Origin of the sequence: Myxosarcina sp. GI1, assembly GCF_000756305.1 — a bacterium.
In the GTDB taxonomy this organism is placed as follows: domain Bacteria; phylum Cyanobacteriota; class Cyanobacteriia; order Cyanobacteriales; family Xenococcaceae; genus Myxosarcina.
In genome coordinates this window covers 1-25917 of the sequence record NZ_JRFE01000057.1, presented here as the reverse complement: position 1 = coordinate 25917, position 25917 = coordinate 1, and the positions used below count along the sequence as shown (strand labels likewise).

At 41.2% G+C, this 25917-nt stretch carries 25 protein-coding genes and 1 pseudogene; 4 read left to right on the top strand and 22 right to left on the bottom strand.

Annotated elements, in window-relative coordinates; translation table 11 throughout:
* The first annotated feature begins 245 nt into the window (after positions 1–245).
* Together KV40_RS34425 and KV40_RS28555 are read left to right on the top strand one after the other, a co-directional pair.
* Positions 246–1039: pseudogene (locus KV40_RS34425) on the top strand (IS5 family transposase).
* A 532-nt stretch (positions 1040–1571) separates the two neighbouring features.
* Positions 1572–2705 carry a phosphatidylserine/phosphatidylglycerophosphate/cardiolipin synthase family protein gene (locus KV40_RS28555; protein WP_253274412.1) on the top strand — a complete coding sequence of 378 codons (1134 nt, stop codon included), beginning with the start codon at positions 1572–1574 and terminating at the stop codon, positions 2703–2705.
* Between the two features lie 252 nt (positions 2706–2957).
* Here KV40_RS28555 and KV40_RS28550 read toward each other — a convergent pair whose 3' ends face one another.
* The 22 genes from KV40_RS28550 to KV40_RS28440 all read right to left on the bottom strand — a co-directional run bounded on the left by KV40_RS28550 (position 2958) and on the right by KV40_RS28440 (position 23498).
* Entirely contained in the window at positions 2958–3542 is a 585-nt protein-coding gene (locus tag KV40_RS28550) for a general stress protein (RefSeq protein ID WP_052056041.1), read from the bottom strand.
* A 148-nt stretch (positions 3543–3690) separates the two neighbouring features.
* Positions 3691–4326: a hypothetical protein gene (locus KV40_RS28545; protein ID WP_036488433.1), complete on the bottom strand. Its 636-nt coding sequence runs from the start codon at positions 4324–4326 to the stop codon at positions 3691–3693.
* A gap of 77 nt (positions 4327–4403) precedes the next feature.
* Entirely contained in the window at positions 4404–4928 is a 525-nt protein-coding gene (locus KV40_RS28540; protein ID WP_036488431.1) for a hypothetical protein, read from the bottom strand.
* Positions 4929–4957: 29 nt separating this feature from the next.
* Entirely contained in the window at positions 4958–6199 is a 1242-nt protein-coding gene (locus tag KV40_RS28535; RefSeq protein ID WP_036488429.1) for an NAD(P)/FAD-dependent oxidoreductase, read from the bottom strand.
* Between the two features lie 11 nt (positions 6200–6210).
* On the bottom strand, positions 6211–7236 hold the full coding sequence (locus tag KV40_RS28530) for a sodium:calcium antiporter (protein WP_036488427.1): 1026 nt from the start codon (positions 7234–7236) through the stop codon (positions 6211–6213).
* A gap of 136 nt (positions 7237–7372) precedes the next feature.
* Positions 7373–7738 carry a hypothetical protein gene (locus KV40_RS28525; RefSeq protein WP_036488424.1) on the bottom strand — a complete coding sequence of 122 codons (366 nt, stop codon included), beginning with the start codon at positions 7736–7738 and terminating at the stop codon, positions 7373–7375.
* A 97-nt stretch (positions 7739–7835) separates the two neighbouring features.
* A complete protein-coding gene (locus KV40_RS28520) occupies positions 7836–9152 on the bottom strand; it encodes a permease (RefSeq protein ID WP_036488421.1) in 1317 nt (438 codons plus the stop codon).
* A gap of 412 nt (positions 9153–9564) precedes the next feature.
* Complete coding sequence (locus KV40_RS28515) at positions 9565–10359, bottom strand: potassium channel family protein (protein ID WP_052056040.1); 795 nt, start codon at positions 10357–10359, stop codon at positions 9565–9567.
* A gap of 18 nt (positions 10360–10377) precedes the next feature.
* Positions 10378–10551, bottom strand: a complete 174-nt coding sequence (locus KV40_RS28510) for a hypothetical protein (RefSeq protein ID WP_156114230.1) — start codon at positions 10549–10551, stop codon at positions 10378–10380.
* A gap of 104 nt (positions 10552–10655) precedes the next feature.
* A protein-coding gene (locus KV40_RS34420; protein ID WP_216595581.1) for an IS630 family transposase occupies positions 10656–11538 on the bottom strand; the annotation gives its coding sequence in 2 pieces (ribosomal slippage) (positions 10656–11210 and positions 11212–11538; 882 coding nt in all).
* Between the two features lie 54 nt (positions 11539–11592).
* Positions 11593–12282 (bottom strand): hypothetical protein, encoded by a 690-nt coding sequence (locus KV40_RS28495; RefSeq protein WP_036488416.1) that lies wholly within the window; start codon positions 12280–12282, stop codon positions 11593–11595.
* A gap of 36 nt (positions 12283–12318) precedes the next feature.
* Positions 12319–12831 (bottom strand): flavodoxin FldA, encoded by a 513-nt coding sequence (gene fldA / locus KV40_RS28490; protein ID WP_036488413.1) that lies wholly within the window; start codon positions 12829–12831, stop codon positions 12319–12321.
* A 252-nt stretch (positions 12832–13083) separates the two neighbouring features.
* Entirely contained in the window at positions 13084–13443 is a 360-nt protein-coding gene (locus tag KV40_RS28485) for an SPW repeat protein (RefSeq protein WP_052056039.1), read from the bottom strand.
* 86 nt (positions 13444–13529) lie between these two features.
* Positions 13530–14078, bottom strand: coding sequence for a hypothetical protein (locus KV40_RS28480; RefSeq protein WP_036488411.1), 549 nt, complete (start codon positions 14076–14078; stop codon positions 13530–13532).
* A 3-nt stretch (positions 14079–14081) separates the two neighbouring features.
* Positions 14082–15317, bottom strand: coding sequence for a hypothetical protein (locus KV40_RS28475; RefSeq protein ID WP_052056038.1), 1236 nt, complete (start codon positions 15315–15317; stop codon positions 14082–14084).
* A 135-nt stretch (positions 15318–15452) separates the two neighbouring features.
* Complete coding sequence (locus tag KV40_RS28470) at positions 15453–17219, bottom strand: DUF4396 domain-containing protein (RefSeq protein WP_036488408.1); 1767 nt, start codon at positions 17217–17219, stop codon at positions 15453–15455.
* Positions 17220–17346: 127 nt separating this feature from the next.
* The gene (locus tag KV40_RS28465) at positions 17347–17730 is read right to left on the bottom strand and encodes a hypothetical protein (RefSeq protein WP_036488405.1); all 384 of its coding nucleotides are present in this window, start codon (positions 17728–17730) and stop codon (positions 17347–17349) included.
* A gap of 87 nt (positions 17731–17817) precedes the next feature.
* A complete protein-coding gene (locus KV40_RS28460; protein WP_036488402.1) occupies positions 17818–19890 on the bottom strand; it encodes a copper-translocating P-type ATPase in 2073 nt (690 codons plus the stop codon).
* Positions 19891–20083: 193 nt separating this feature from the next.
* Positions 20084–20419: a four-helix bundle copper-binding protein gene (locus tag KV40_RS28455; RefSeq protein ID WP_036488400.1), complete on the bottom strand. Its 336-nt coding sequence runs from the start codon at positions 20417–20419 to the stop codon at positions 20084–20086.
* Positions 20420–20901: 482 nt separating this feature from the next.
* On the bottom strand, positions 20902–21606 hold the full coding sequence (locus tag KV40_RS28450; RefSeq protein ID WP_036488397.1) for a class I SAM-dependent methyltransferase: 705 nt from the start codon (positions 21604–21606) through the stop codon (positions 20902–20904).
* The gene (locus tag KV40_RS28445; protein ID WP_036488393.1) at positions 21603–21824 is read right to left on the bottom strand and encodes a DUF2933 domain-containing protein; all 222 of its coding nucleotides are present in this window, start codon (positions 21822–21824) and stop codon (positions 21603–21605) included. Before KV40_RS28445 ends, KV40_RS28450 begins: the two co-directional genes overlap by 4 nt.
* Positions 21825–22271: 447 nt before the next feature.
* Complete coding sequence (locus KV40_RS28440) at positions 22272–23498, bottom strand: ISL3 family transposase (RefSeq protein ID WP_036488391.1); 1227 nt, start codon at positions 23496–23498, stop codon at positions 22272–22274.
* Between the two features lie 334 nt (positions 23499–23832).
* Here KV40_RS28440 and rppA point away from each other — a divergent pair, with 334 nt between their 5' ends.
* Together rppA and rppB are read left to right on the top strand one after the other, a co-directional pair.
* Complete coding sequence (gene rppA, locus KV40_RS28435; RefSeq protein WP_036488389.1) at positions 23833–24537, top strand: two-component system response regulator RppA; 705 nt, start codon at positions 23833–23835, stop codon at positions 24535–24537.
* Positions 24494–25876 (top strand): two-component system sensor histidine kinase RppB, encoded by a 1383-nt coding sequence (gene rppB, locus KV40_RS28430; RefSeq protein WP_253274411.1) that lies wholly within the window; start codon positions 24494–24496, stop codon positions 25874–25876. The genes rppA and rppB overlap by 44 nt, the downstream gene beginning before the upstream one ends.
* Positions 25877–25917 lie beyond the last annotated feature (41 nt).

Here is a 25917-nt window from a genome sequence, read left to right as displayed (position 1 = left end):
CGGATGAATTTGAAACTTAATTATTTCCAGGATATTCAAGGCGATTGTAATTTTCGCTTTTATCGTGCATTTCGCCGTTCATTAAAGTCCATCCTCCATTCATCATGCCTCCCATACCGAAAAGATAGGCAAGCAATATTCCCGATACTAAGAGACTGTTTGTAAAAAGAAAATAAAGAAAAGCATTTGGCGGAAGATTGAGTTGTAAAAGGAAAGAGATGAATTGAAGTAAGCAAGTAGAGACGGTGAGAAAAGCTTATCCTTCGGACATAAGCGATCGCGAATGGACAATCATTGAACCATTATTGCCAGAAAGCAAATTACGTGGACGTAAGAGAAACACAGATCTCAGGGAAGTTGTCAATGCCATCTTCTATCTACTCGAAGAAGGTTGTCAATGGCGAGCATTGCCCCATGATTTGCCTCATTGGTCAACGGTAAGAACTTACTTTGACAAATGGAACAAAAAGAAAGTCTGGTATCAGATAAATCGACTACTCAGAGAAGAATTGAGACAGCAAGAAGGAAGAGAAAAGCAGCCAAGCGCAGGTGCAATAGATAGTCAGTCAGTAAAAACGACACAAAAAAGGGGGAGGTATACGGCTTTGACGGTGGCAAGAAAGTAAAAGGTAGAAAGCGTCATATTCTTGTAGATACATTAGGATTACTCTTAGAAGTGATTGTGACCGAAGCTAATGGTTCAGAGCGTATCAATGGACTAGCATTATTGCTTGAGTCACAAGAAAATCTTGACAGACTAGAACTGATTTGGGTAGACCAGGGCTATCAAGGAGAGAGATTTAGAAAAGCGGTCACCAGTTTATCATCCGCTAATGTAGAAGTAATGAAAAGAGAGGGAAAAGGATTTCAGCTATTAGCTCGAAGATGAGTTGTAGAAAGAACTTTTGCTTGGTTGATTCAGAAACGCCGTTTAATAGTCGATTATGAAAAGCTCCCTGAAACTAGCGAATCCCTAATTTATATTGCAATGGTTCATTTGATGTCCAAACGTCTAGCTCGGAATGGAAAATTTGCTTAATCTTTTATTTACAAACAGTCTCTAAGCCGATTATGCCGTAGGTTATTGGCTTGGCATTCATGTTTATTTTTCCTCTAAATGCTTTTGTTTTCAACTATCAATCAAATTAAATAAAAATCATAAATATTGCATCTTACTTTAGAGACAGAATAAACTTATACCTAAAGTCTTATCTCGATTTCATAGCTATTTCATTTTTATGTGCAAATGATAATAAATAGCGACGCTAATATTTATTACTTTAGAAAACTTTGAAGACATAATTTGTAACTTATGTGTGGTTGAAATTATAATTATCAGCCAATTTCTATATGACTATTAATTACGAGGCTCGTTGTCCTTGCTGCCATGAAAAAATGCTAAGACACATCAGCCGTAATGAATTCTATTGGTTTTGTACTAAATGTCGCCAAAGGATGCCTTCATTCAAAGAAAATGCCGACAATCGAAGTACAAAATATCAGAAACATAACGATAGAGCTATTACAAAATAAATCATGATTTTTAATAAAAAAGGCAGCTAGATATATTTATGTGGAATGTAATTCTATTAACTTTATTCTGGTTATCTATTGCGCTGCTGATAATAATGCTAATTGCCTTTGTTGGTTTCTATCTTGGAGGAGCATTTCGCGATCGCATTGTTTATCAAGTAAAAAATGCACCAAAACCAGATGAACCACACTATGCCTTTGCTCTAGCTAGCATCACCAATTCATTTATTACTAAAGGCATAATTACCGACTTTTGGAATGAACCCGATGCTATTCAAAAAGCAAGATTAGATGCCATAAGTCAAGCTRAACATACCATCAACTTTGAAACCTTCTTTATGACTCCTGGCAAAAGAGCTGATGATTTTGCAGCAGCRTTRGCAGAAAGAGCATCGGCWGGAGTAAAGATCTGCTTRGTTGTAGACGACTACGGCACAAAAGATATTTCCCAGCAATATTGGAAACGGTTGCGTAGCGCAGGCATTARAGTCTCGTTCTTCAACTCTTTCAACTGGAAAGCTCCTTTAGACTACGCTGGACGTACTCAYCGTAAACTACTACTAATCGATAGTAAATTYGCTTTAGTCGGTGGTGCTGGTATTTCCGATCTYTGGGATGGCGTAGAAAAAGGCGATGATACTCAACCCTGGTTAGATGTAGAAATACGTCTTGAAGGAGAARTWATYGGCATCYTAGARGGKRTTTTCGCCCAGCACTGGACTTTTGACGATGGTACAGCAGACTTGTCTAGGGAAAAATTTACGATAGAGCGCGATCGAAAGGGCAATTTGAATCCAATATTGGTCGTACCAGGGGCTAATCCTGAAGTTCGCTTTTCACCAATTCGCTCTTTTAAATACAATCACATTATTTGTGCTAGAAAAAAAATTTGGCTGGCTAGCCCCTACTTTCTTCCCGATCGCAACTCTACAGAGCTATTAGTCGCAGCAAAACAGAATGGAGTGAATGTTCGTATTTTAACAACAAGTAAACGTAGCGATAAGAAACCCGTTTACTATGCTTCATACGAACACTATGGAGGTTTATTGAAAGGTGGAGTAAAAATTTATGAATATCAGCCGAGTATGACCCACGCCAAGCTACTTTTGATAGACGATCTTTGGGCAGTAACGGGTAGTGCGAACTTCAGATCCTCGCAGCTTCGTTCATAATGAAGAACTAGATATATGTAGCACTCAATCCATTCTGGTAAAAGGGATTTGCAATACATTTAAACGGGGCTTTGAACAGAGTAAACGCATTACCTATGAAGAATGGAAACAGCGTTCTTTGATTAAACATCGTATATTAGGCAACGCCGTAAACTTTTTTCGCTGCCAGCTTTAAATCCAAATCATACATAATGTTTAGCGGCTTGCAGCGATCTCGATTTAAGCCAGCACTTATTTTCGACTACTGAAATTCTATATGATGCTCCTACCCGTAGTAGGGTCAATAGTTCCCATCGTGCCATAGCCGTACACACCCCAGTCTTGAATGCGTCTGTTTTTAAGAATAGCTTCTGCACCGCTTATTTCTGCTTGCGTTCCTTCCATTAGAACCACATATTTACCTTGTGAAAGCATTTCATCATAATATTTAGCTCGATCTTCAGGAACACCCCAGCCGATTAATGCTCCAACTAAACCACCACCAGCAGCACCAATACCGCTACCAAGTAAGGTGTTTGCCAAAACTATTCCCAATTCAGCTACCGCACCGACACCAGGAAGAGCAATTACGCCCAAACCGCCAATCAAGCCCAACAACCCACCTGTAGCTGCCCCTGTAGTCGCTCCCGCTGCCGTACCTCCTTTCACTTGTTCGCTGGTAGTTACTTCCGTACCGCCAATGCTATCTTGTTCGGGGTTTTTGGCGATTACAGAAACTTTATCCATGTTGAAACCTGCACCTTGCAGTTCGCGCAGTGCATACTCCGCATCTTCACGAGTGGAAAAAGTACCAACAGCGTGTCCGATATTATTATTAGAATTGTCATTAATATTCATCAAGTTTTCTCCTTTTTTTCTACATTTCTATCTTCTTATAATTACTATTTTTTTGTCTCTAGCATTAGTTACATTTACAATTAAAACAAAAAAATTTAATAAAATAAACAGCTTTTTATTACTTTGTTAGTTTGCATTTTAACAAACATTAATTTTCAGGATTTTCTTGCTTTTGTTGCATATTGTTTTCAACAGATTGATGTTCAATTACCGAATTGTAAATAAGACTAAAACTTAAAATAATTCCAGTCGTAATTACTGAAACTTTGATTAACTTTTTAGAAGGTCGATAATCGACTATTTTTTGCCAAACCTTTTGAAACCGATTGGATTTGCTGCCCGACTGTAGATTGGTTTTATTTTGTAGGTTTTCCTGCTGTTTTTCCAACAACTTATAAACACGTTCTGGAGTGAGACTATCAATTCTTTCTTCTTGTATAGCTTCTAAACGTTCTTTCAGCGCAAGCAGATTCTTCAGTCCATCGTCTAAAGTCGTAAGATAGATAAATATTCCTTCCAAATCATTCACTATAGAATCTAATTCAAACTCGTTCGTCTCCGAGATTAGTTGTGAATCAGAATCTGCTAAATTTCTAGACTCTTCGAGAGACATTTCCAGGTCTATAAGTTTAGCTTGGTTTTGTAGTAGTTCCAGCTCTGTAGGAAGAAATTTTAATTTGTCCTGAGTTTTATTGAGCTTTTTTATTAGAGGTAAACAAAGTTCAATAATCGGAATTAAATCGGCGATTTGCCGTTGTGTATTTTTGCGTTGATTTTGTTTCATGAGATTATTAGGTATCTTATATAGTTAATTTTCTAAGGGAATAATTTTATTTTGTTCGCGCCAATTTTAATAAACAATTAGTGTGAATGATCCGATTCTGTTGATTCGCTGTGACCACCCGATTCAGATTCGGTTTTAGCGGGAACGAGAAAAGGAATATCTCCCCTGACTTCGGTATGTCTGATAATTCCTCCTTGAAGTCCCGTCCAGGATACTAAACCCGTAGCAGCGATCGCCACTAAGAAGATAATCGCCACAAATAAATTAATTGCTTTTTTCGATCGCACAAACAGCAAGCCTACCAAACTCAAAGTTCCTAAAATCTCGATCGCAATTAAAGACCATTCAGCAACTTCGCGATGTTCGTGAATTATCTCGCCTCTAACGCCAGGAAGTCCGCTGACAATTGCTGAAGCTTGAGTGCCAGAATAGTAAACGGCGATCGCGATTAAAGCGATAATTACAAAAGTCCAGTAACTCGCACGCTTAATGTCTTCACTACGTTTGAACATTCCGTAAACGAGTAATAACAGTCCAAAAATCACTCCCACGATGGGAAAGTGGTTGAGAAGTAGATGTGTATGCGCCCAGTTTAAATTCATTATGTTTATCCTAAAATTTCTAATTGCTTTTAAATACTTTCTAAAACCTCTTCAGAAAGCCATTGGGTAGCAGCTTTAAAATCCCGTACTGGAGTTGGCAAAGTCGTTAAATACCTGCCCTGACGCAGCAGATGAGCGGATTTACCCGTAACCAACAGGCGATCGAACAAGTCGGCAGCCGCTTCGTTTAGTCCTAGTTTGAGCGTCGTTCCCCGTATTTGGACTCTGGCAATGTCGGGAACTCTTTCGGCGGAGAGGGATACAAGATTTTGAGCGATCGCCGCTCCTTGCTGGTAGGCAGCTTGAGCAGTTGGCGGTAAAGACTCGTACCAACTAACCGCACAGTCACCGCCAGCAAAAATTTCTGGGCGATCGATTAACTGCAAGCTAGAAAGAACTTTAAGCCTACCTTTTTTGTCTCGATAGCCATCAGCGAGGGGTAAAGATTTAATTACAGGATTGACGGTAGTACCTGTAGTCCAAACTATAGTTGCGGCTGCTAAAGTCTGCTTCTGCCCATTTCTCTCAAATTCTACCTGCTGGGGGCGCACTGCCGTAACGGACGCATCCATCTCTAACTCTACGGGAACGGGAAGTTGCTGTAGTGCTGTTTGGGCTGCGTGGCGCAATCGTTCGCTGGCACTGCTCAAAATCTGCGAACCGCGATTTATTAGAATCAGTCGAATTTGCTCGAAGTTACCGCCCTGTTTTATATACCACTGGGGTAAAACGTCTGCCAAAGTTCCTGCTAGCTCTACACCCGTCGCTCCCGCACCGACAATAATTACGGTCAAAAGCTGTTGTCGTTCTTGGAAATCTTCGATAGAGAGAGATCGCTTGAGGCAATTTTGAAGATGATTTTTTAGAGCGATGGCATTTTCGCGAGTCCGAAAGGGTAAAGTGTGTTCTTTTGCTCCTTCAATACCGAAGTATCCCGTCTGAGAACCTAAAGCTAATACTAAATATTTGTAGGCAATGCTGCCGTTGTTGGCTAACTCGACTCGTTTTTTATCTAGGTCTATCTTTTGTACCGTATCTCTGATAAATTCAACCCCGCTACCTTCTAAAAGTTTTTCGTAGAGAGGATTGACCTGACTATCATTCATTTCTTCGGTGAGATAGTCATAGAGTAAGGGTTTAAAAACAAAACGTTCCTGACGGTCTATTAGAATTACTGGAGCGGGATAATTTTGTTGGCTTAAATGTAGGGCGGTAAATAGCCCGACAAATCCACCGCCGAGAATAATAGTAGGTTTGATTGAATTATTCATCTTACTGTCCTTTAAAACGCGAAAAATAACAGTGAAAATCCTCCTAAGTAGAGGATTAAAATCAAAAAGCTTTCAAAACCAATATTGCCAACACCGTGTTTTTCCCGTCGCAATAGACCCAGTAGCAAAATACCCGTCATCAAAATAGTTAGGGCAATAATAAAACTCTGAGATTGAGTCAAAGCCTGATAGATAGAACCTTCGCGATAGGCAAAGTCGGCAAAAGCGATAAACAATACGTCAAAGCTGTTGCCTCCAATAATGTCTCCCACCGCCAAAGTCAATGCACCTCGTTTGACAGCAGCGATGGAGGTAACTAATTCTGGTAGGGAAGTAGAAACCGCAGTAAATAAGCCTCCCACTACCGATTCAGAAATTCCCGTCTGTTCGGCGATCGCCACACCCGATTCTGCCACTACATAACCAGCTACGCCAATAGTAAGAGCGTAAAAAGCAAACCGCAGCCAGAGGTTAGTTAAGCTAGTGCGCTCGTTTTCGTCAGTTTCAGCTTCATCCAAGCGTGTTTCTTTGGTGCGTCGAGGCGACCACATAGGCGTTTCCTTGGCGCGGGCAATCAAACGCAAGCCAAAAATATAGGCTATGGGAAGGATAAAAGAAGCAGGATGAGTGTTCCATAGGGAAACTTGCGGAATGGCGATCGCCAGTAACGGCAGTGCTAAAAGGGTTATTAGTAAAGTCCCCTGAGATAAATTGGCAGCAGAAGCCGCAGCGTGTTCTAAATTAGCTTTGGGGTAGACAATGTCTGCCAGTCCTAGAAAAGCAGTTTGAGCGGCAATGCCTCCTAAAGCATTACTAATTGCCAGTTCTGCATGACCGCTAGCGGCTGTAGTTACGGAAGTAACAATTCCTGGTAAAGATGTGCTGCCGCCCAAAAATAAGGCACCAACTACCGCCTCTCCTAAGCCAGTTTTATCTGCCAGGCGGTCTGCTACTTTGGTCATTTTGATACCAACAATAGCAATGACAAAAGCGGCAACGATAAATGTACCAATGCTGATGGTTAGAGAATCAAACATTTACAGTCGCTTTATTTACGTTCGCGAATGGAAGGTTCGCCATAAACTATCGATTATTGAGTGAGATATTAAAGCCAACATAAAACTAAACTCCTAAAAGTTTGAATAACTAGGTTTGTCGTTTGTCCTGGTTCTATCAACGAAAAAATTTGCGTTCGCGAGGTATATAGTCCGAACATTCTCTAGCTTCTTTTTTCAGCACTTTGGTCGGATGAACGGCACACTTGAGATAGGAGTTGTTATCAAAAAAACGGCATTTGGTACAGTTGGTCTTAGTAGAATTTCTAAAAAGTTGAAGGCGATCGCTCTCGACTTTTTGGCATCGCGATCGCCACAGCCAAATTCCTATGCCTATGGCAATCGAAAAGCCGATGGCAATAAAACCAAAGCCATTATCTATTTCTGCCGCTTCTTTTTCTTTAACGGGTAATTCGTTCTCAGACAAAAGAACGTAATAGGTTTCATTCTGATTGAGACTGTTGAAAAATTCACGTTCATTCATTGTCCTAATTAAAATTTATTGGCAGATCTCAAATAGATTGCAGCCATAGCTGAATTATTGATAGACTTTCAATCGAAAGAAGCGATCGCTATTTTTATTAACCGCTACTGCTGACAAACAAGGTGACAATAATACCGCCAGCTAGCCAAATATAGGACAAGATAGCCAGCCAAAACAGTAGTTTTTCCGTAAATCCTTGCTTGCCGCCACCGTGGTTATGTCCGCCATGATGTTTGTGTTTTCCTTTGTCTCCGTCATTATTACCTTGATGTTGGTGATGTTGATGCTGACTTTGACTTTTTTGTTTTTTACCACTACCAAAACGCAACCAGGCTAAAACTCCTGTAGCGATTAAAAACGCCATATTGAGCCAAAAAGTATAGTCAATGGCGAAACGTTCTGTTGACTGAGGGCTAGTAGCTCCAGCATTTTCTGGTAGCAATCCAAACAAGGAAAAACCATAGTGCATGACTATAGCGGTTGCTACTAACGCCGCAAAAAAGATTCCCACAATATATAAGGCAACTTTCCAGCCATAATATTTGGCGTTAACGCGAATCACTGGGAAAACGACTAAGTCGCTAAAGATAAATGCTATTACTCCTGCAAAGCTAACCCCGTTGTTAAAGAGAATGGCCGCTAAAGGAATATTACCCATCGAACCAATAAAGGTAAAAAAGGCTGCTATTGGACCGATAATAGTGTTTTCTAAAACGGCGAAAAAGCCTGGATTTTGCGAACCAGCACCTAGAAATAGAGCCTGAAAAAAAGAACGGGGTACGAAGGCGGCAATAACTCCTGCGACTGTAAAACCAAAGGTCACGTCTTTCCAGACCATACCCCATTCCATAAAGTATTTTTTGGCTACCTGTTGCCATCCTTTTTTACTAGTGATTTTATCTTTCCAGTCGGGAGCATCTCCATCTTGTTTATCTTCCCCTTCGCGATCGTTTAAGCGTCTTCTGGCTTTTCTGATTAATTCTTTAGGACGTGTGTAGCTGACAAATAACCAGGTAAACAGAATCAATAAAATTCCACCGAGATATTCACCGACAACAAATTGCCAGCCTAAAAAGATGGCGATAATAAATCCCAATTCGATGACCAAATTAGTTGAAGCGAGCAAAAAAGCTAGAGAAGGAACGAATCCCGCACCTTTTTTATACAAAGACTTGGTAGTAGATAGAGCTGCAAAGCTACAGGAACTAGAAATAAAGCCAAAGAAAGTACCGAGGGCAATGCTTTTCTTTCCTGCTTCACCCATCGTTTGCTGCATTCGTTCGCGAGTAACGAATACTTGAATCGCACTGCTGATAATATAGCCAATTATAAATGCCCACAATGCTTTCCAGAAAAAGCTTAGGGTAGTAAGAACGGCTTCGCTATAAAGTTGCCAAAAATTAGCGTCATTCATGTTTAGTTAGTCTTATAAATATTTAAAGCAAGGCATTCAGTATTGATTTCACCTCGCTTTGAAGAGTTCTTTCGAGCTTACTCGAAGTAGAAAGACAAGCTCGAACTCTAAAGGAGCGGATTGACCTCTGGAGTGTACCTACCGTCTTTCCCTCATCTTTCTGGCTTAAAATTCCATTCTCTGCTTTTTGATTTAAAAATGGTAGCCTTTCATGTACCTTCAAAATAAAGCTAAATTGAGGTATTACTCATCTATCAAATGAGATAGTCATAAAATCTATCAAAATCTATCTAAGTATCGAGCGAAGTTTCATCCTGATTTCATTTTTATCTTGTAGAGACTTTAGCAGCCAAAACCATCAAACTATCTTCAAGCCAAAATCCTTGACTCGGCAGGAGCAATATCATTCCACTTAAATGCCAGTAAAATCAATCAAATCTCTGTATTGCTGGGGATCTAGCGCACTTTTGAGTAACGCCGCCGTATCCATGGTTATCAGTGTCATTCGCGCCAGAGAATATTGGGCTTCGTGAAAGCGGAAATAGTGTAGGACTGGATAAGAATGATGGGATTCTAATAAATGTAATAGATCCCGCGTCATATAGGTGATGTCTGCTTTAGCGCGATCGAACTTACCGCCAGTTCCCCAACCTAATAAGAGTTCGGTAGCGTTAGCCCTACTACCCGTACGATGATGAAGGCTTAAGGCAAAAACGTTGCGTTGTGTTAGAGCATTGAGAACCGAAAGCAGATAGGTTAGCGAAACTGTAAAGGTAGCAAAGCCCAGTGCTGCTTCTAAGATCGTAACTAACCGATAAACAGTATTTTTGGGAACCAAATCCCCCACACCTAAAGTAGTAAAGTTAAAGCCACTATAGTAAACAGCAGTGCCAAAATCGGTAGGAATTTTACCCTGAGTTGCCTGGATGCCAGTACCCAGGGCGGGCAGCAAAAATAAAGCAAAACCGATGACAAATAGAGCAATCCAGACTATGGCTACAATTATTAGAATCACCGAACCACAGTAAGATAAGAGACGGTCGTTTTTGCTCCAGCGTGCTACCTGCCGAAATATATTCCAAGTTCCTTTACTAATAGGCATACTTAAGAGGCTATTGCCCGTGCGGGGATACAAAACCGTTATAAATATATCCACCATTGCTATAGCTATTAGCACTACTCCAACTGTTTGAGTTAACCAAGTCATTTATTCAATCGATATTTGTTATACGTTTGTTGGCAGAGTAGTGGTTGGACTAACAGCTTTTCTAGCAACTGGTAGCATAGATAATACCAGTAAGGGGTAAAACCAATTTGAAAATCCAGCAGCGATCGCAGCATCCAACAGGAATATTCCTTCCCAAAAAGCATTGATTGCCATCTTTGTTGTCTCTAACATTGGTTCGTACACGGATTTGAAATATACTGGCAATATTTGTCGCGCTAGCATAATCGCAAACAGCGAAACATTGAAAATATCGTAACTAGGAAAGACATATAGCGTTACGCATATACGTTAGGACATTTTTTGAAAGCTGCATCAACACATTCTCTAATAGTCTCAAATTCTTTAACTCTCTGCTTCATCCAAGTTTTGAGAACAGACCACCAACGCTCTATTTTGTTTAGATCGGGAGAATAAGGAGGCAAATACCAAATCTCACATCCAGCCTCGGATACTATTTCTTGAATACTTTGTCCTTTGTGAAAAGTAGCATTGTCAATAATAATGATATCCCCTGGTTGAAGTTGAGGAATCAAACTTTTCTCGAGCCACGTCTCAAACAAATCTCGATTACATGACCCCTCAAAAGTTAATGGAGCAAATACTTTTCCTTTTTTAAGTGCCGCAATCCAACTTACTCTCTCGTTTCTTTTACCAGATTTAAGTGCGTAACATCTTTCTCCTTTGGGGCTATATCCGTAGGGATAATCGTCTCGATTATCAAATCCTGCCTCATCAATATAAACTAGATGATTTGAGGATTTTTGGTGAAGTTTCTCTTTGAATTGTTTTCTTTTCTCTTCATCTCTTTCTTGATACCCGTAAGTTTTTTTTTCTGGTTATGCCTAACTTTTCCATGCCATCACTAATGTTTTGCTGGGTGAGATTTTCTCCCCATAAATCCGCCATCTGCTGCTGTGTCTTATCTTGATGTTGCTTCACAAACTGTTTAAATCTCTCTAAATCTTGAATTTTGCGATTTTCTCTAGGAGGGCGGTTGGCGATCGCGCTGTAGTCTCCTGTTTCTTTTTCTCTCTGTAACCATAGGTTTAAGGTATTACGGCTAATTCTCATTAGCCGACAAATAACTATTTTCTTCTCACCTCTTTTTACTGCATTTACCGCTTTTTTTCTCAAGTCGTAGCTGTAGGGAGCAGGCATTTTTTTTCTTCTTTTTTCGCGATCGCTTCGCTCCTAATAATAGCCTACTGTGTCCTAACCTAACCCCGTATTGCTATACATCAAAAAAATGCCTTCAAACACTATCAGCATTAATAGTAAAATTGGCAATTCGTCAGGAATTTTTGATTCACCAACATTTTTTTGAGAGTAAAGAACGACTATTATTAAATAGATAACGGGAACTAAAACTACATACCAACGCTGCTGCCAAACATTAGGAATAACGCTAATTCCCAGTAAAATACTGCTAGCGCGATAGAGAGCGAAATTCAGCAGCCGATACAGAGGATATAAGCAAGTAAAAAAGCTATGACCAAAGGCAGTAATAGCGATCGCCACTGATAAAAACGCTGCCAATGGTGAAACAATCATTGCCACTAAGATTGCCGAACTTGAAAGTAAGATACCAACCGCAATCGGGTTTACCAATAATCTAGTTTCGGTCGTTTTTTCTGCTTCAGAATCTTCGAGGGCATCAGAGTCAGCAACAGAATTACAAGCTAGGATAGCTCCTCCTATAGACATGACTGCGATCGCCACCAACAAACATATTAAAGGTAAAAGTGTCAGTTGAATATCTTTGTGTAAAGCGCCAGAAATGGCAAATCCAGTTAAGATATCTGCCCACCCCAAAACAATAAGTTCGGGACAAATTAGTTCGAGCAATTCATTTTGGCTGCCATTAGTTAACAGCTGCGCTCGCTCTACATTTTTCGTTTTCATCGCTTACGCTTTCCTTCAATTTGCCTCCCAATCGGTCTATAAACCAAATTCTTGTTTTAACTGAGCTGTCCAAGACTTTATCCTTTCCTCGGTCAAATCTGATTGATTATCCTCGTCCAAAGCCAAACCGACAAACTTATCGTCTCTAAGGGCTTTGGAATCTTCAAAATCATATCCTTCGGTAGACCAATAGCCCACAGTTTCATCTCCTTGACTGGAGATTTTATCTTCCAGCATCCCCATTGCATCCTGAAAGGTGTCGGGATAGCCCGTTTGGTCGCCTTCACCAAAATAAGCTACTTTTTTGCCAGAGAAATCAATGTCGTCTAATTCGTCATACATATCCTCCCAATCGCTTTGCAGTTCTCCTACATTCCAAGTAGGGCAGCCGATAATAATCTTGTCAAATTCGGCAAAATCACTTGGTTCGGCTTGAGCCACATCAATCAGTTCGACTACTGATTCACCCCCTAATTCCTGTTGAATCATTTCGGCTGCGGTTAATGTATTGCTTGTCTGGGTTCCAAAAAACAAACCAATTTTTGACATCTTTTACTATCGATTAAATTTGCTACAAATAATCACCACAAAACTCGCTTTAATAAGGCAATCGCTACTCAATCGCTACGCTTGTTCGCATCTTCAGCAACGGCAGTCCCTTACAATCTCCTTTTAATAAGCCAAAAGGTAGGAAGCGATACTTACAACTTTGCTTATGTGTTCGATGGTTTCTAAGAATACTTTTTTTATTGTTCATCCCAATAATGAAACCAAGGTGAATTCTCGCTTTTATTGCTGACACTATTCAAGAGGACGGGGGCGACGACTTGCCATCGCGCTCCAAACCCCTAACGACAAAACGATTAGACCGACGATAACGTCATTCCATAATGCACTGGAAGAGCCGTACAGAAGTGCAAAAGGAGCAATTATCAACCACAATCCTAAAAAAGCGTTGAACCAGCTTAACCAAGCTGCCCTGTATGCACCTAAAAGGCGTGCTGCGGCGAGGATGGCGATAGTAATGCCAATAGTAACGTCATTGGTTATCGAACGGGGAAACGCATATCTCAATAAAAATGGTGCGATAATTAACCAAAATCCAAGTAATAAGTTCAATCCGCTAGCTGTTCTAATCTGTGAAACCAAACCGTTTCGCATGATATTTTTCCTCAAAATTAATTTTCATTTATGGCGATCGTTTTCGTATCGCCGTCTAGAATTTTGTTTGTGACTGGTAGCTCGATCTATGTATGAGTAGACATTATCTCTTCTGGATTTTCTACCTCAATGACCGATAGAGCTTCCGCACGGGCGAGCATTCGTTCGACCTCTTTCAGTCTGTATTGAGGTAGGGTAACTCTAACCTCATATTTAGAACCAGAGGAAGAAGATTGAAACAGGCGAATTAAAGCACCAATCAGCCAGCCGATACAGGCAAAAATTCCCGCCCATAAGAAAATAACTACAACTAATCCTCCGCTAAGAGTAGGAGCAATAATTCCAAGAAGCGGGATGCGTCCTGAGAAAGTGAATGCGCCCCAAAATGCACCGAGAATGCTGCCGATAATTAGCCCCGCCCAAGCCAGGTTGCCAATTTCTACGACTGAAACTCCAGCTTGAGCGTTAGCGAGTACTCGTTTCACCTGCTTGCCAGATACTCGCTCGACTCGAACGGAAGTTGTATCGTCGGATAGTCTTTTGGCTATTCTTTGTGCCTGAGATTGACGGTCAAAGTAAGCCACAATAGTACGCTCGGACTGCTGCGGAATATTATGCTTATAAGTAGTAGACATTGTTTATGCTCCTTCGTTTGCTGCTGCAATTGCTTTAGGCTGCAAAAGGTTATCAATTTCTGTCTGGAGGCGAGTGCTGATGGCTTCGCTGTTGCCCACAATGTTGCCGTGATTGAATAACTGGTCTCGTGGAGTTGTGGGGCGGGGACGCACCGTGTAGTCGAGATAGCCTTGCACTGATTCGGGAATACTATCTTGTTGGACTAACAACATCGGTCCGTGTTTGCCTCGGTGGGAAAGAATCGAACCTGCAATGGTTTCCGCCCAGCGATCGGGGTTGGCAAAGGTGAAGTTGTGACCGGGTTCTGCTACACCCCAGCCCACCATGCGAGGAATCCTCCAAATCCAGTAGCCGAAGTTGTTACCTAAATCGGCATAGCCAGCAAAATAGGCAGACATTTGATAGGGGTCTTCGGCTGAAAGTCTCTGTACGTGACCGAACTGTGACAGGTCTTTCATTACTTTTTCCGATACTGCCGATTCTGGTCCCATGATGTACATATAGGCAGGTCCATAACGACGCTGGAGCATTTCCTTGGTTGGTTCGGGAATGCTATCTCGCTCCACAAAAGCAATATTGCTCATGGCGTGTGCCAAAAAAGCAGTCGCAGGGAGAGCAAAGGTAGGTTCTTCTAAAGAGGCAATAAATACCACGTCGGGATGGTTGCCCATCATCGTCGCCCTGTAATCGTCGATCGCCACAGCCAGATCGACTGGAGCGTTACTTTCTGGGCTGATACGTCTGGTTTTTAGTCCCATTGCTTCTACTTCACCAACCACTGCGTCGGAAATTTGTCCGACTACAAGTACCTGCACGTTGGAGTCATAAGAAATACCCTCTGGTTTCAGCACTTTCATCATCGCTTTTGTAACGGGGTGCAAGCCGTTATTGTCGCTATAGAGGATAGGTGCGTCGATAGGCATATGAATTAACTGCTCGACCGTCATTAATCCTGCCTCCAGAGTGGGATTGGCTAAAATCACCGCATTAGGACGGCTGAGGTCACTTGTGGAAGGAAAGGTAATCTGAGCCAAGGTAGCAGCAGTTTCATAAACATCTTGCCCTGCATATCGAGCTGTAAAGCCTGTAGTTTGAGTATTTTCAGCAAATATACTCAAAGCTGTTTCTGGCTGTTGCGCCTGAGCGGAACTGCTGGAGATGCGATCGCTCATACCCAATCCCGATACCGCAATTATCGCCAGTATCAGCCAACTGGTAAACCAAATATATCGTTTCATTGTTGTTAGTAGTTAGTCGTTAGTGAAGGTGAATGGCTATTCGCCTGTGTATCAATTAGTTATTAATAATTGGTTATTAATGGGCAGCGATTGGTTAATACTTCTGCCCTCTGCCCTCTATCCTCTTCCTTCGACTTACATATCTCCTGGTTGAATATCGTGCTTGACTAGCAAAGCATCAAAAGGTAGAGCCACCAGCCAACCAACGGCAATCGATACTAGTGTCGTTCCCCACCACAGCAGTTCGTCATCGTCGGGCATCGAACCTAAATTGACCATTTGAATCCACCACATAAAGCCCATCATGCCTACCGCCATTGCCGTCATTGAGACTAAGGCGGGTAAAAAAGCTCGCTTAACTGCCTGACCGTAGGTGCGATCGCTGCCCATCATAAACATTCCCGCGTGCATGACCAGCCAGTGGAGTAATAACGCGCCGAAATACGAGATGTAAATACCCCACATCATTGAGTTACCCAGCCAAAACAACGGACCTTGAAACACCACTAAAGGCAGCCCTAAAAACGTGACGATCCAAGAAATTACCAACATTAAAGGACCGTCAAAACCTCGGTTCATTGCCGAAGCTGACATGACTGCATTAAAGCTAGGTCGCTGCCAAGATGCCATTATGCCGTCTTTTTTCCAGGGGGCTTGGTCGTAGCTCATCGAGTAAATCCAAACGCCTACAGGTCCAAACACCAAACCCAGCAGACCCCAGGTAGCTAGCATCATCGTGCTAATTTGAGGCAAGCGTCGCCAGCTATAGAGAATCAGCCAGATCGCGCTGACAATCCCCGCCACAATCCAGATAACCAGCAGCATTTCCAATCCAGAGAGTCCATAATCCCCTTGAGAGCGGTATTCGCTAATTTCTTGGCTGGTATCGGCGCGTCCCTGGACGGCGGAGTCGATAATGTCGTAATCTCCCAAAACCCAAATATGATTGAATGGTCCTTCTACGGGGTTGGTATAGTATTCAGGCTTTGCCTTCCAAAGATATTGACTTGTCAGGATCGGAAGGCGATCGCCCTCCGTCCACAATAGAGGTCCATACTTACCAAAACGTCCTAAAGATACTCCCGCGATCGCCATTTCTGGTAAGTCTCGGTTTGCCAGCACGAAGTTATAGTGAGAATCTACGCGCCAGCCAAAATTGTTGAGGTCGAAACCCCAGCCAAAATCGTTATCTTCGTCGTAAAACTCAGCCATTGACAAAGCAGCAGTAATATCATTGCTGGCAGATAAATTTTGATAAGTACCAAATTCATCTAGCCCTAAAGACCTGCCGTCTACTCCTAAAGTGTAAATACGAGCATTACCGTTACGTCGCAATAGAGCTTGGCGAGTCGGTTCGGGTAACTCATTATCGGCAAACAACACCGTATCTCCAGACTGGGCTGCCCAGTAAGCTGCTGGAATGGCATATCCAGGATTTTCTGCTACTAGTAAGACGTTAGTAGTTGGCGAACCCGCGATCGAGGCGGTAGCAGCATCTATTTGAGCTGCCAGACTAGCAGCATCGTTTGGGGAAAATTCACTTGGAACATTTGGTGCTGAAGTTTCTACCCTAACTGTAGAGATACTTTCATCCATAATTAGTGGTGCATTCACCCAGCGTATTAGTGGGGCTGCTGCTACTCCCGCTTGCCAGTTGTCGGCAGGGACGCGGATCGTGCCATCGGGTGCTTCGTTACCAGCTTCGGGAAACAGAGCATTGGCTACCGTCTGGCTTAACTCGGTAGGAGTTGCAGCCAAGAAGCGGCTGCTGTTTCTAGTGTTTGGCGTGATTACTGCTGGTATTGGTTCTGGTGATTTCCAGGTAATCCAAAGAATGTATCCGGGAACAAACAGAATAAAAAAGGCTAGCACCAACGCAACTATAACTGTAATTTTACGCATATCTATATTCTTTTCTGGTTAAAAATTCAAATTTCTTTGACGGCAATGGTTTTCATGTCGCCATCTTTGTTTTCTCGCGTAACCTGTAATTTGATTCCCGAATCGCGGCTGCTACAATGAAGCTTATTTAACGATGCCAAAACCTACGGCAGTCGCGTTGCCAGTAGTCAGAACAGTCTTGGGCTGAGATCTTGCCCACCCGAATTGGATGTACGGCACACTTAAGATGAGAATTATTATCGAAAAACCGACATTTCCGACAGCTAGGTCGAGCAAATCGTTGAAAAATATCGAGGTTTAGGTGCTTGCTCCTACCTGGCTCGGATTTATGTTTTTGGAGTAAATAAGATAATCCTGCGGCTGCAACTATAGCTATAGCGATCGAGATTAGTTCTAGTCCGCCGCCATTACTCGTCCCAACTTCTTGGTTAGAAGTTTTATGAGGTTGTGTGGGATTAATTATTTCAGTTATTCTTTCGGCATTTTTTTCCAAAGATTCATTTTTATCCATGTCTGATATTTTCTAGTTCGACTTTCAATTTGCATATTTCGTTTGGGGTAAATTTTGATAAGCTTTGCGGTTGGTTTGGATTCCAGGTTAAGCGAGTTTGGCTCGGCGTAACATTACAGCATTAATTGCCACAATCACTGTCGATAAACTCATCAACAGTGCACCAACTGCGGGAGAAAGCACAAATCCCCAAGGTGAAAGCACTCCTGCCGCCAAAGGAATGGCGATGACGTTATAGCCCGTTGCCCAAAACAAATTTTGAATCATTTTGCCATAGGTTTTCTTTGCTAAGTTGAGAGCTTTGACTGCATCTAAAGGATCGTCTTCAATTAACACCAAGTCGGCTGATTCAATTGCCACATTCGTCCCCGCACCAATTGCCAAACCCATATTGGCTTCTAGTAAGGCAGCAGCATCGTTGATCCCGTCACCGACAAAGGCTGTAGGCTGCTTTCGCTTTAGCTGTTTGATAATGTTTACCTTATCTTCGGGCAGAACGCGAGCATAGTATTTTTCGATCTCCAAGTCTCTAGCTACGGTACGGGCAACAGCTTCGGCATCTCCCGTAATCATTACAGGCTGAATACCTTCATTATTTAATTTATTAATTGTTTCTCTGGCTCTTTCCCTAACTCTATCCGCCAGAGAAATTACCGCTACTGCTTGGGACTCATCTAGCAACACTACGGCACTTTCACCCCGTTCGTCGGCAGTATTTAAGCCTTCTTGTAAAGAAATTGGTAAATGTAATTGCTGTTCTTCAATCCATTCAGGTCTGCCAATTTGATAGAGTTTGCTATTAACTCTACCCTTGACTCCCCTACCCGTTACCGTCTCAAAGTCACTCATTGAAGGTAAATCTAGTTCCTCAACTTCTGCGGCTTCTACTATGGCTTTACCTAGAGGATGTTCGGAAGAAGTTTCTAAAGCTGCTGCGATCGCCAGTGCTTCATCTCGATTCATACCGTCGGTATAAACTTTCTGTACTCCAAAGTGTCCTTCTGTTAGCGTTCCCGTTTTATCAAACGCCATAGTTTTAATATCTTTAGCTCTTTCTAAAGCATCGCGGTTGCGAACCAAAATGCCGTTTTTAGCAGCTAAGGCAGTGGAGTTGGCGATAACCAGGGGAATGGCTAAACCCAAAGCGTGGGGACAGGTAATAACCAGCACGGTTACAGCGCGATTAATAGCAAATACCAGATCGGATAAAGACAACCAGACTACAAAAGTTAGCGTACCAACAGCGATCGCAATTATTGTCAACCAATAGGCAATGCGATCGGCTAATGCTTGATAATTACTGCGGGAGTTTTGCGCTTCTTCTACCAAACGCATGATTTGGCTGAGGGTGGTTTCATCGCCAGTACGAGTAACCCTAACCTTCACCGAACCTGCATTGTTGACCGAACCCGCTACTACTTCATCTCCTTCTTGTTTGGGTATGGGACGAGATTCCCCAGTTAAAAAAGCTTCGTCTACTTCCGTCGCCCCCTCAATTACCTCTCCGTCATTGGGAATTTGTTCTCCAGGTCGAATTAGAATTATGTCTTCTGCTGTTACTTCACTAACGGGAATATCCTCAACTTTCCCATTACGCAACAGATGCGCTTGTGCGGGGACTAATTCTTTTAATGACTCCAAAGCTTGAGATGCTCCCTGTACCGATGCCATTTCTACCCAATGACCCAGCAGCATAATATCTACTAACGTTACCAGTTCCCAATAAAAAGGTTTTCCCCGCAGTCCTAGAGATACTGCCAGACTGTAGACAAAAGCTACCGTAATCGCCAAGGCAATTAGAGTCATCATCCCAATCTGACTGCGTAACTCGTGCCATGCACCTTTGAGAAATACCCAACCACCGTAGAAATAAATAATAATCCCCAGTACGGGACTTACCCAGTTTGAGCCAGGAAATTCTAGGGCTTGATAACTCAACCAGCTTTGCAACTGTGAGGAAAAATAAAGAACTGGCAGAGTTAAAATTAAACAAATAAAGAAACGACGTTTGAAGATTTCTGGATTATGCCCTGCGTGCTTGTCGTGTCCGCTATGACCGTTATGTCCGTGGTGTTCGTGCTGATGATGGTCGCGTTCTCGATGGTGTTCGTCATGTTGGTGGGTAGAATGATGTCGTTCGGTTTGGTTTGGTGGTGTCATTAGTTTATACCTTTAGGATGAAAACCTCATGCTACTAACTCAAGCGAGAACTTTAAAACAGTTAAACGAAAGGGAGATACTTCTCTGTAATTAGAGAATTGGCAAGCGATAAGTAGGAGAGCAATACGCCCCTTGCCCCAACCTATTTCTTCACTTTCGTCATCTCGTTTAACCGTCCGACGCTCCTCCAGCTTTAGGCAGCAACGCTGGTAATTTTTTGATATGCTTCTACTGCTTCGCGACAGGCTTTAGCACATTTAGCACAATGTTCGCTATCGTGACTTTCGCATTCTTTGGCACAGGCTTCACAAATTTCGGCACAGGCTTTAGTTGCTTGAACTACGAAATTAGACCCGCGCACCATGTAAGTGGCAATAGTGCGACACATCTCAGCGCAATCGAGGCAATAACGAACGCATTGTTTCATTTGTTCGCTGCCCATACAGGCTTCGGCACAGTGTTCGCATTCAACTGCACATTTCATTGCAGTATCGAAACTAGATTGATATTTTTCATGTACGAGAAGCATAATTAACTTTTTCCTTTTAACAAACGGTTGTTAATTAAAAACATATATTTATCTTTAAGTAAATGTTATCTATCTATAGTTGCAAAAGCAATTTATTAAGAAAAGTATTAATTTCACCCTCATTTCATATTTTTGTTATTTGAAGAAATCTAAAAAATAAATGTATCTATAACGACAAATTTCATGCTTATTTCATTTTTATAGATAATAATTACTAGTTTTAAAAATCGAGTTGCTTTCAGTTTATTGACTGCGTTTGAGTTAAAAATAACAAGCCATCAAAAAGTATAAATAAAACTTTTTGAATTACTTATCCGTTTTTAGAGAAAGGCATTCAGCACTCTGTCCGCGCTAACGGTCAATCCTAAAACTACTTACAAATCTGACTCAAAAAAGCTTAAAGCTTATGGCTTAGAGCTACAAGCCAGCTAATTTTAAACGTAGTCCATTCAACTGAAAACGGCTGTAAGTCTTCAGGAATGCTACTCATGAGATTTTTCTTTCTCTTCTCTTTCCCCGACAGCAATGTAGGCAAAGCCCAGCAATAACTCAATGAAGGCAATATTTTTCAAGTGTTTATAAACTGATTCCCAAGGGCGACGGTTTGCCATCGCTAAATTTCCGCCAAAGGGACGAATAAACAGGAAACTCAGCAGGGGTGCAAACGGCGAAAGCCAATTGTCTGGCTTCTTGAAATCTAAAATTACCCAGCGTTTTCCAGAAGACAGTGCCTGACAACCTCTTTGTATCGCTCGCTCGCTTTCAGGAACGAGGGTAATACCCAAAGTAGAGACAATGCCATCTATGCCGCTAGGAAATTCATAAGAGGCTGCATCACTCTGCACTAGCTCGATATTCGACCAACCGTTTTCTGTCACCCGTTGTTCTGCCTGGGCTAACATTGCCTCGCTTAAATCGACCCCAATGATTTTTCCCGCCGAACCAATGGCTTCTTCCAACAGTGGAAAATTCAACCCAGTACCACAGCAGAGATCGATAACCGTATCTCCAGGTTGTAAATTGAGAGAGGCGATCGCTCTAAAACGATAGTTCCAATAGCTAAAGGGACTAAATATTATGCCAAGTAAGTATTCGCCCAGAAGATCGTAATTACTGGCAATCTTTTGATAGATATTTGCTATTCGTTGATTTTCGTTATCATTGCAAGTATCTTGTTCTAAATTCATTTTCGACCTACTTCTGAGTTGTTATTGTGACTGCCGTGACCGCCATGCATGAATAGATGCATTAGCGGACAAGCTAATAATAGAAGCCAAGGCAAAACAGGAACTATATGCGCCCAATACGTCGTTACGAGAAAAAAAGTAGCTATAGCCAGAATGATTAATAAAGTAATACCACCAGGCGATCGCCAACGCCAGGCAGTTTTAGATTTGTGTTTCATTATCTTCTCTCCAACTATATTTTTTTGAGCTTCAATCGCATCTAATTAATATATTTAATATACAAAAAAAACTAATTTTGATTAAAAAACAAATTTTTTTTACAATATATCTATTTCACTTTTATTTCATAATTTTATGCTAAACAATATTTATTTTTATCTTATTGTTTTGTATTAAAAATACGATTCAAGTCTTCTATAACATTAATAAAACAGCTATTACTTAATTTGTTTAATAGTTTATATATAAATTTGAATTAATAAAAGTTTAAATTTGCTAGACAAGAAATCGAGTAATTAGACTGGATTAATTATTCATATCAACCGCTAAAGTAATCTTGTTAGATGTTTGAACTTTTAGCTGATTTAACAAAATGCTAAATTTGTTTCTTTTTATTTAATAATTAATCTTAACTCTTTGAGTTCTTCAGTAAATAGTATGCTTAACTAACAGTTAAAATGCCAAGTTAATAAAACTCTATCACGAAAGTTACCAAAGTTTCTAAATCCGTATGCCGCTCGTTTTATGAGCTTTAATTTATTGTTAATTCCTTCCACGACTCCATTAGTTACTCTCTGGTCAAAGTAAGCAATTATTTCTCCTATCCATCTAATAATTGTCTTTTGAGCTTCTGGATAATATGCTTGGGCTTCTTTTAACCAATCACTAATTTTCAGCAATCCAGTTAAACTATCTTGCTTTTGTTGCAAAATATCTCTAAATTTTTCTTTTAACTCGTGCATTTTTCCTAATGTTGGACAAACTATTTTAACTTCGTTTAGTTTCTCTTGTTGTTTCTCACTTAAATTATCTTCATTTTTGAGCAGAGCATATTTGCTTTTGCTTAGTCCCGATAAGATTCTCTGCTTCTTTTTCTTGGATTTCTCTTTTTTTACTTCTCGCTTTTGAGTTTTTCTTTGCTCATCTAACTCTTCATTGACTTGTTTCATTACATGAAATCTGTTTGCTACTACTTCGGCATTAGGCATTAACTTTCTAGCCAAGCTTTTGTAAGGCTTCCATAAGTCTATGCTCACATATTCAATTGACTGAAGCACTTCTGTTCCCCACGAAGTTAGAACGGACATGATTTTTTCTTGACTTCGCTCTTCTAAAATATCGACTACCTTGCTTTTCTCTAAATCTACCAATACCGCACAATAATTTCCCTGTCCTTTCACTAAGGCGATTTCGTCAATTCCTAATCTTTTTAACTTTGATGGCTTTTCTTGTTTTAGTTCTTGAGCTTTATCTTTAAGCATTGTTTCTATTTCTTCTGTCGAGACATCATTATTTTGAGCTACTGTTTTAATGTCATCTGCTAATACTTGTCTGATTATTTCTGTGGCTAATCTTGAAGTATATTTTCGTCTTTTCTGAACAAAGTTTAGTTCTTCACTAAACGGTTTTTGACAGAATCCACATTTGAACTGTCTTCGGTTTAGTTCCAGATATACTGGCTGACCACTAATTGATAAATCTTTGATTAAATATCGATGATTCTGGTGTATTCTTTGACTCTTATTTCCGCAGCGTGTGCAATTTGCTTCTTTACTTAGAACTTCCGTGTGTAAGATTAGTCCGACTTGGGGCAAAATTTTATATTTTGTGACTCGAACTGATTCGAGGTTTAACAATTCTGTTAACAGCTTGGTTTTCGATGAGGATGCCATTTTGTGTACCTATCAACTTAACTAACTGGGACTAAAGTAAGTTTATGTGATAAGTTATTGTGATTACAACCTATATATAACAAAGGTTTGACCTCGCTATGTTCTTTGTTAGATTCCTGTTTTTTTGGTTGTTAACTAATTATTTGGCATATTTATAACTGAAGAACCACTCTTTGTTATGACTAATATCATTCTGATTTCATAATCGTATGTCAGTATTTGGTATAGGAGGCTACCAAAATTAGCAAACGGGTTTAATTGATGTTCGAGAATTCACAATAAGAACACGGTAATAAATATTTCTCCAGCCTACTTGCTTGAGGTTAATTGTAATATGAGAATACTATTAGTTGAAGATGAACCAGATTTAGGTGCGGCGATCGAGCGAAATCTCCACCAAGAAGCCTATGTTGTCGATTGGGTTCGAGATGGTACGGAAGCAGAATGGTATTTACTAAGTAGAGGGCAAGAATATACAGTAGCTATTTTTGACTGGCTGTTACCTGGGCAGACGGGTATAGAACTCTGTCAGAAATTAAGAGATCGACATAATTCTCTACCGATATTGATGTTAACTGCTAAAGATAGCATCGAAGATCGAGTAGCGGGTTTAGATGCTGGCGCTGATGATTATCTGGTCAAACCTTTTGGCACTAGCGAACTGTTAGCCCGATTGAGAGCTTTGCAGAGGAGATCGCTACCAATTCAGCCACAGCAGCTAAAAGTAGGCAATATGACCCTAGATTGTGGCACTCATGAAATTTATATCGATAAAGCTCCCAAAGAAGCGCAAAAGATTTTACTCACTAATAAAGAATTTCAGATTTTAGAGTATTTCCTGCGCCACCCAGATCGAATTATTACTCGCGATCTGATATTAGACCGATTGTGGGAGTTTGGTATCGAACCGACCAGTAATGTAGTAGCCGCACAAATGCGAAGGCTGCGACGCAAGTTAGAACAATATGGTTGCCAACTCCCGATCGAAACCATATATGGTATCGGATATCGCCTTAGCATTAAGGATGAATCAAAATAGTATTTTTCGCTCGACTCGCTGGCGATTGACTGTTTTCTACACTGGAATAATTAGCTTTCTGTTCTTGTCATGTAGTTTTGGAGTATGGCGGGCAATTGTCCACGCCCATCGCGTTACCTTAGAACGAGAACTAAAATCCGTTGCGGGAAACTTACACGACAATCTCGAATCGACTCTCAAACGATCGGGTGTCTTAGAGGTAGCGTCCCGTAGATATCTGCCCAATCTGTATCTTTATAAAAATTCTAACTGGATTTTAGCAGACCGAAGCGAGGGTCATACACTTAATCCCATCGGTCGGGGCGATTACTACGTTAGGCTTTTAGATGCCAGAGGAAAACCAGTTGCCCAGGCTGGGATCGAGCCAGAGCGTTTGCCTTTAGAAAAATCGACAGCAGACTGGGAACTAATTGAGGATAGTCGGGGCGATCGCTACCAGCAAATTTCTCTACCTCTCTCCTTACACGACCTTGACGGTAAAAATTCACTTTGGGGCTACATAGAGGTGGGGCGTTCCTGGCAAGAATTCGATAGCTATCTCACTTCGATAAGACTGACAATTTTATGGACAACGCCAATTATTATCCTGTTAGTAATCGCAGTCAGTTGGTATTTAGCTGGTTTGGCGATGCGACCACTGTATCAGTCCTACCGCCAAATCCAACAGTTTACCACCGATGCCGCTCACGAACTGCGGACTCCTCTAGCTGCCGTTCGCGCCACACTTGAATCTCTTACCAGAATGGCTCATTTTTCTGAGGCTGAAGCACGGGATATCCTTAAGGTTATCGAACGTCAAAATCTCAGATTATCGGAACTAGTAAGCGATCTATTATTTCTCTCTCGCCTCGACAGACAAATAAAACTAGGCGATCGCTATCCTTGCTCCTTACAAGACATTCTTGGCGATATCGAAGAAGAGCTTGCAGCATTAGCTCTGCAAACAGGAATAACGTTAAGTAGTAGCTTTGAGTTGACTACTCCGATAATAGTTATGGGCAATGAAGAACAGCTATATAGAATGGTGTTTAATCTGGTTGCCAATGCCATAAACTACACTCCTACTGGAGGTCGGGTAACGATTTTTCTTGGGTATAACAACCAGCACGCTCTAATTCGGATCGCAGACAATGGCATCGGTATTACTCCCGAACATCATGCTAAGATTTTCGATCGCTTCTATCGGGTTGGCGGCGATCGCTCTCGTCATTCTGGTGGCTCTGGATTGGGGTTGGCAATAGCCAAAGCGATCGCTCAATCCCATCGAGGTWGCATTYACGTTCAAAGCGAGTTAGATAAAGGTAGTACCTTTACAATTCAACTTCCTACGTACGGCTAGTAAATTCTATGTATTTCAAGCGCAGAGAAATTCTCTTTTGA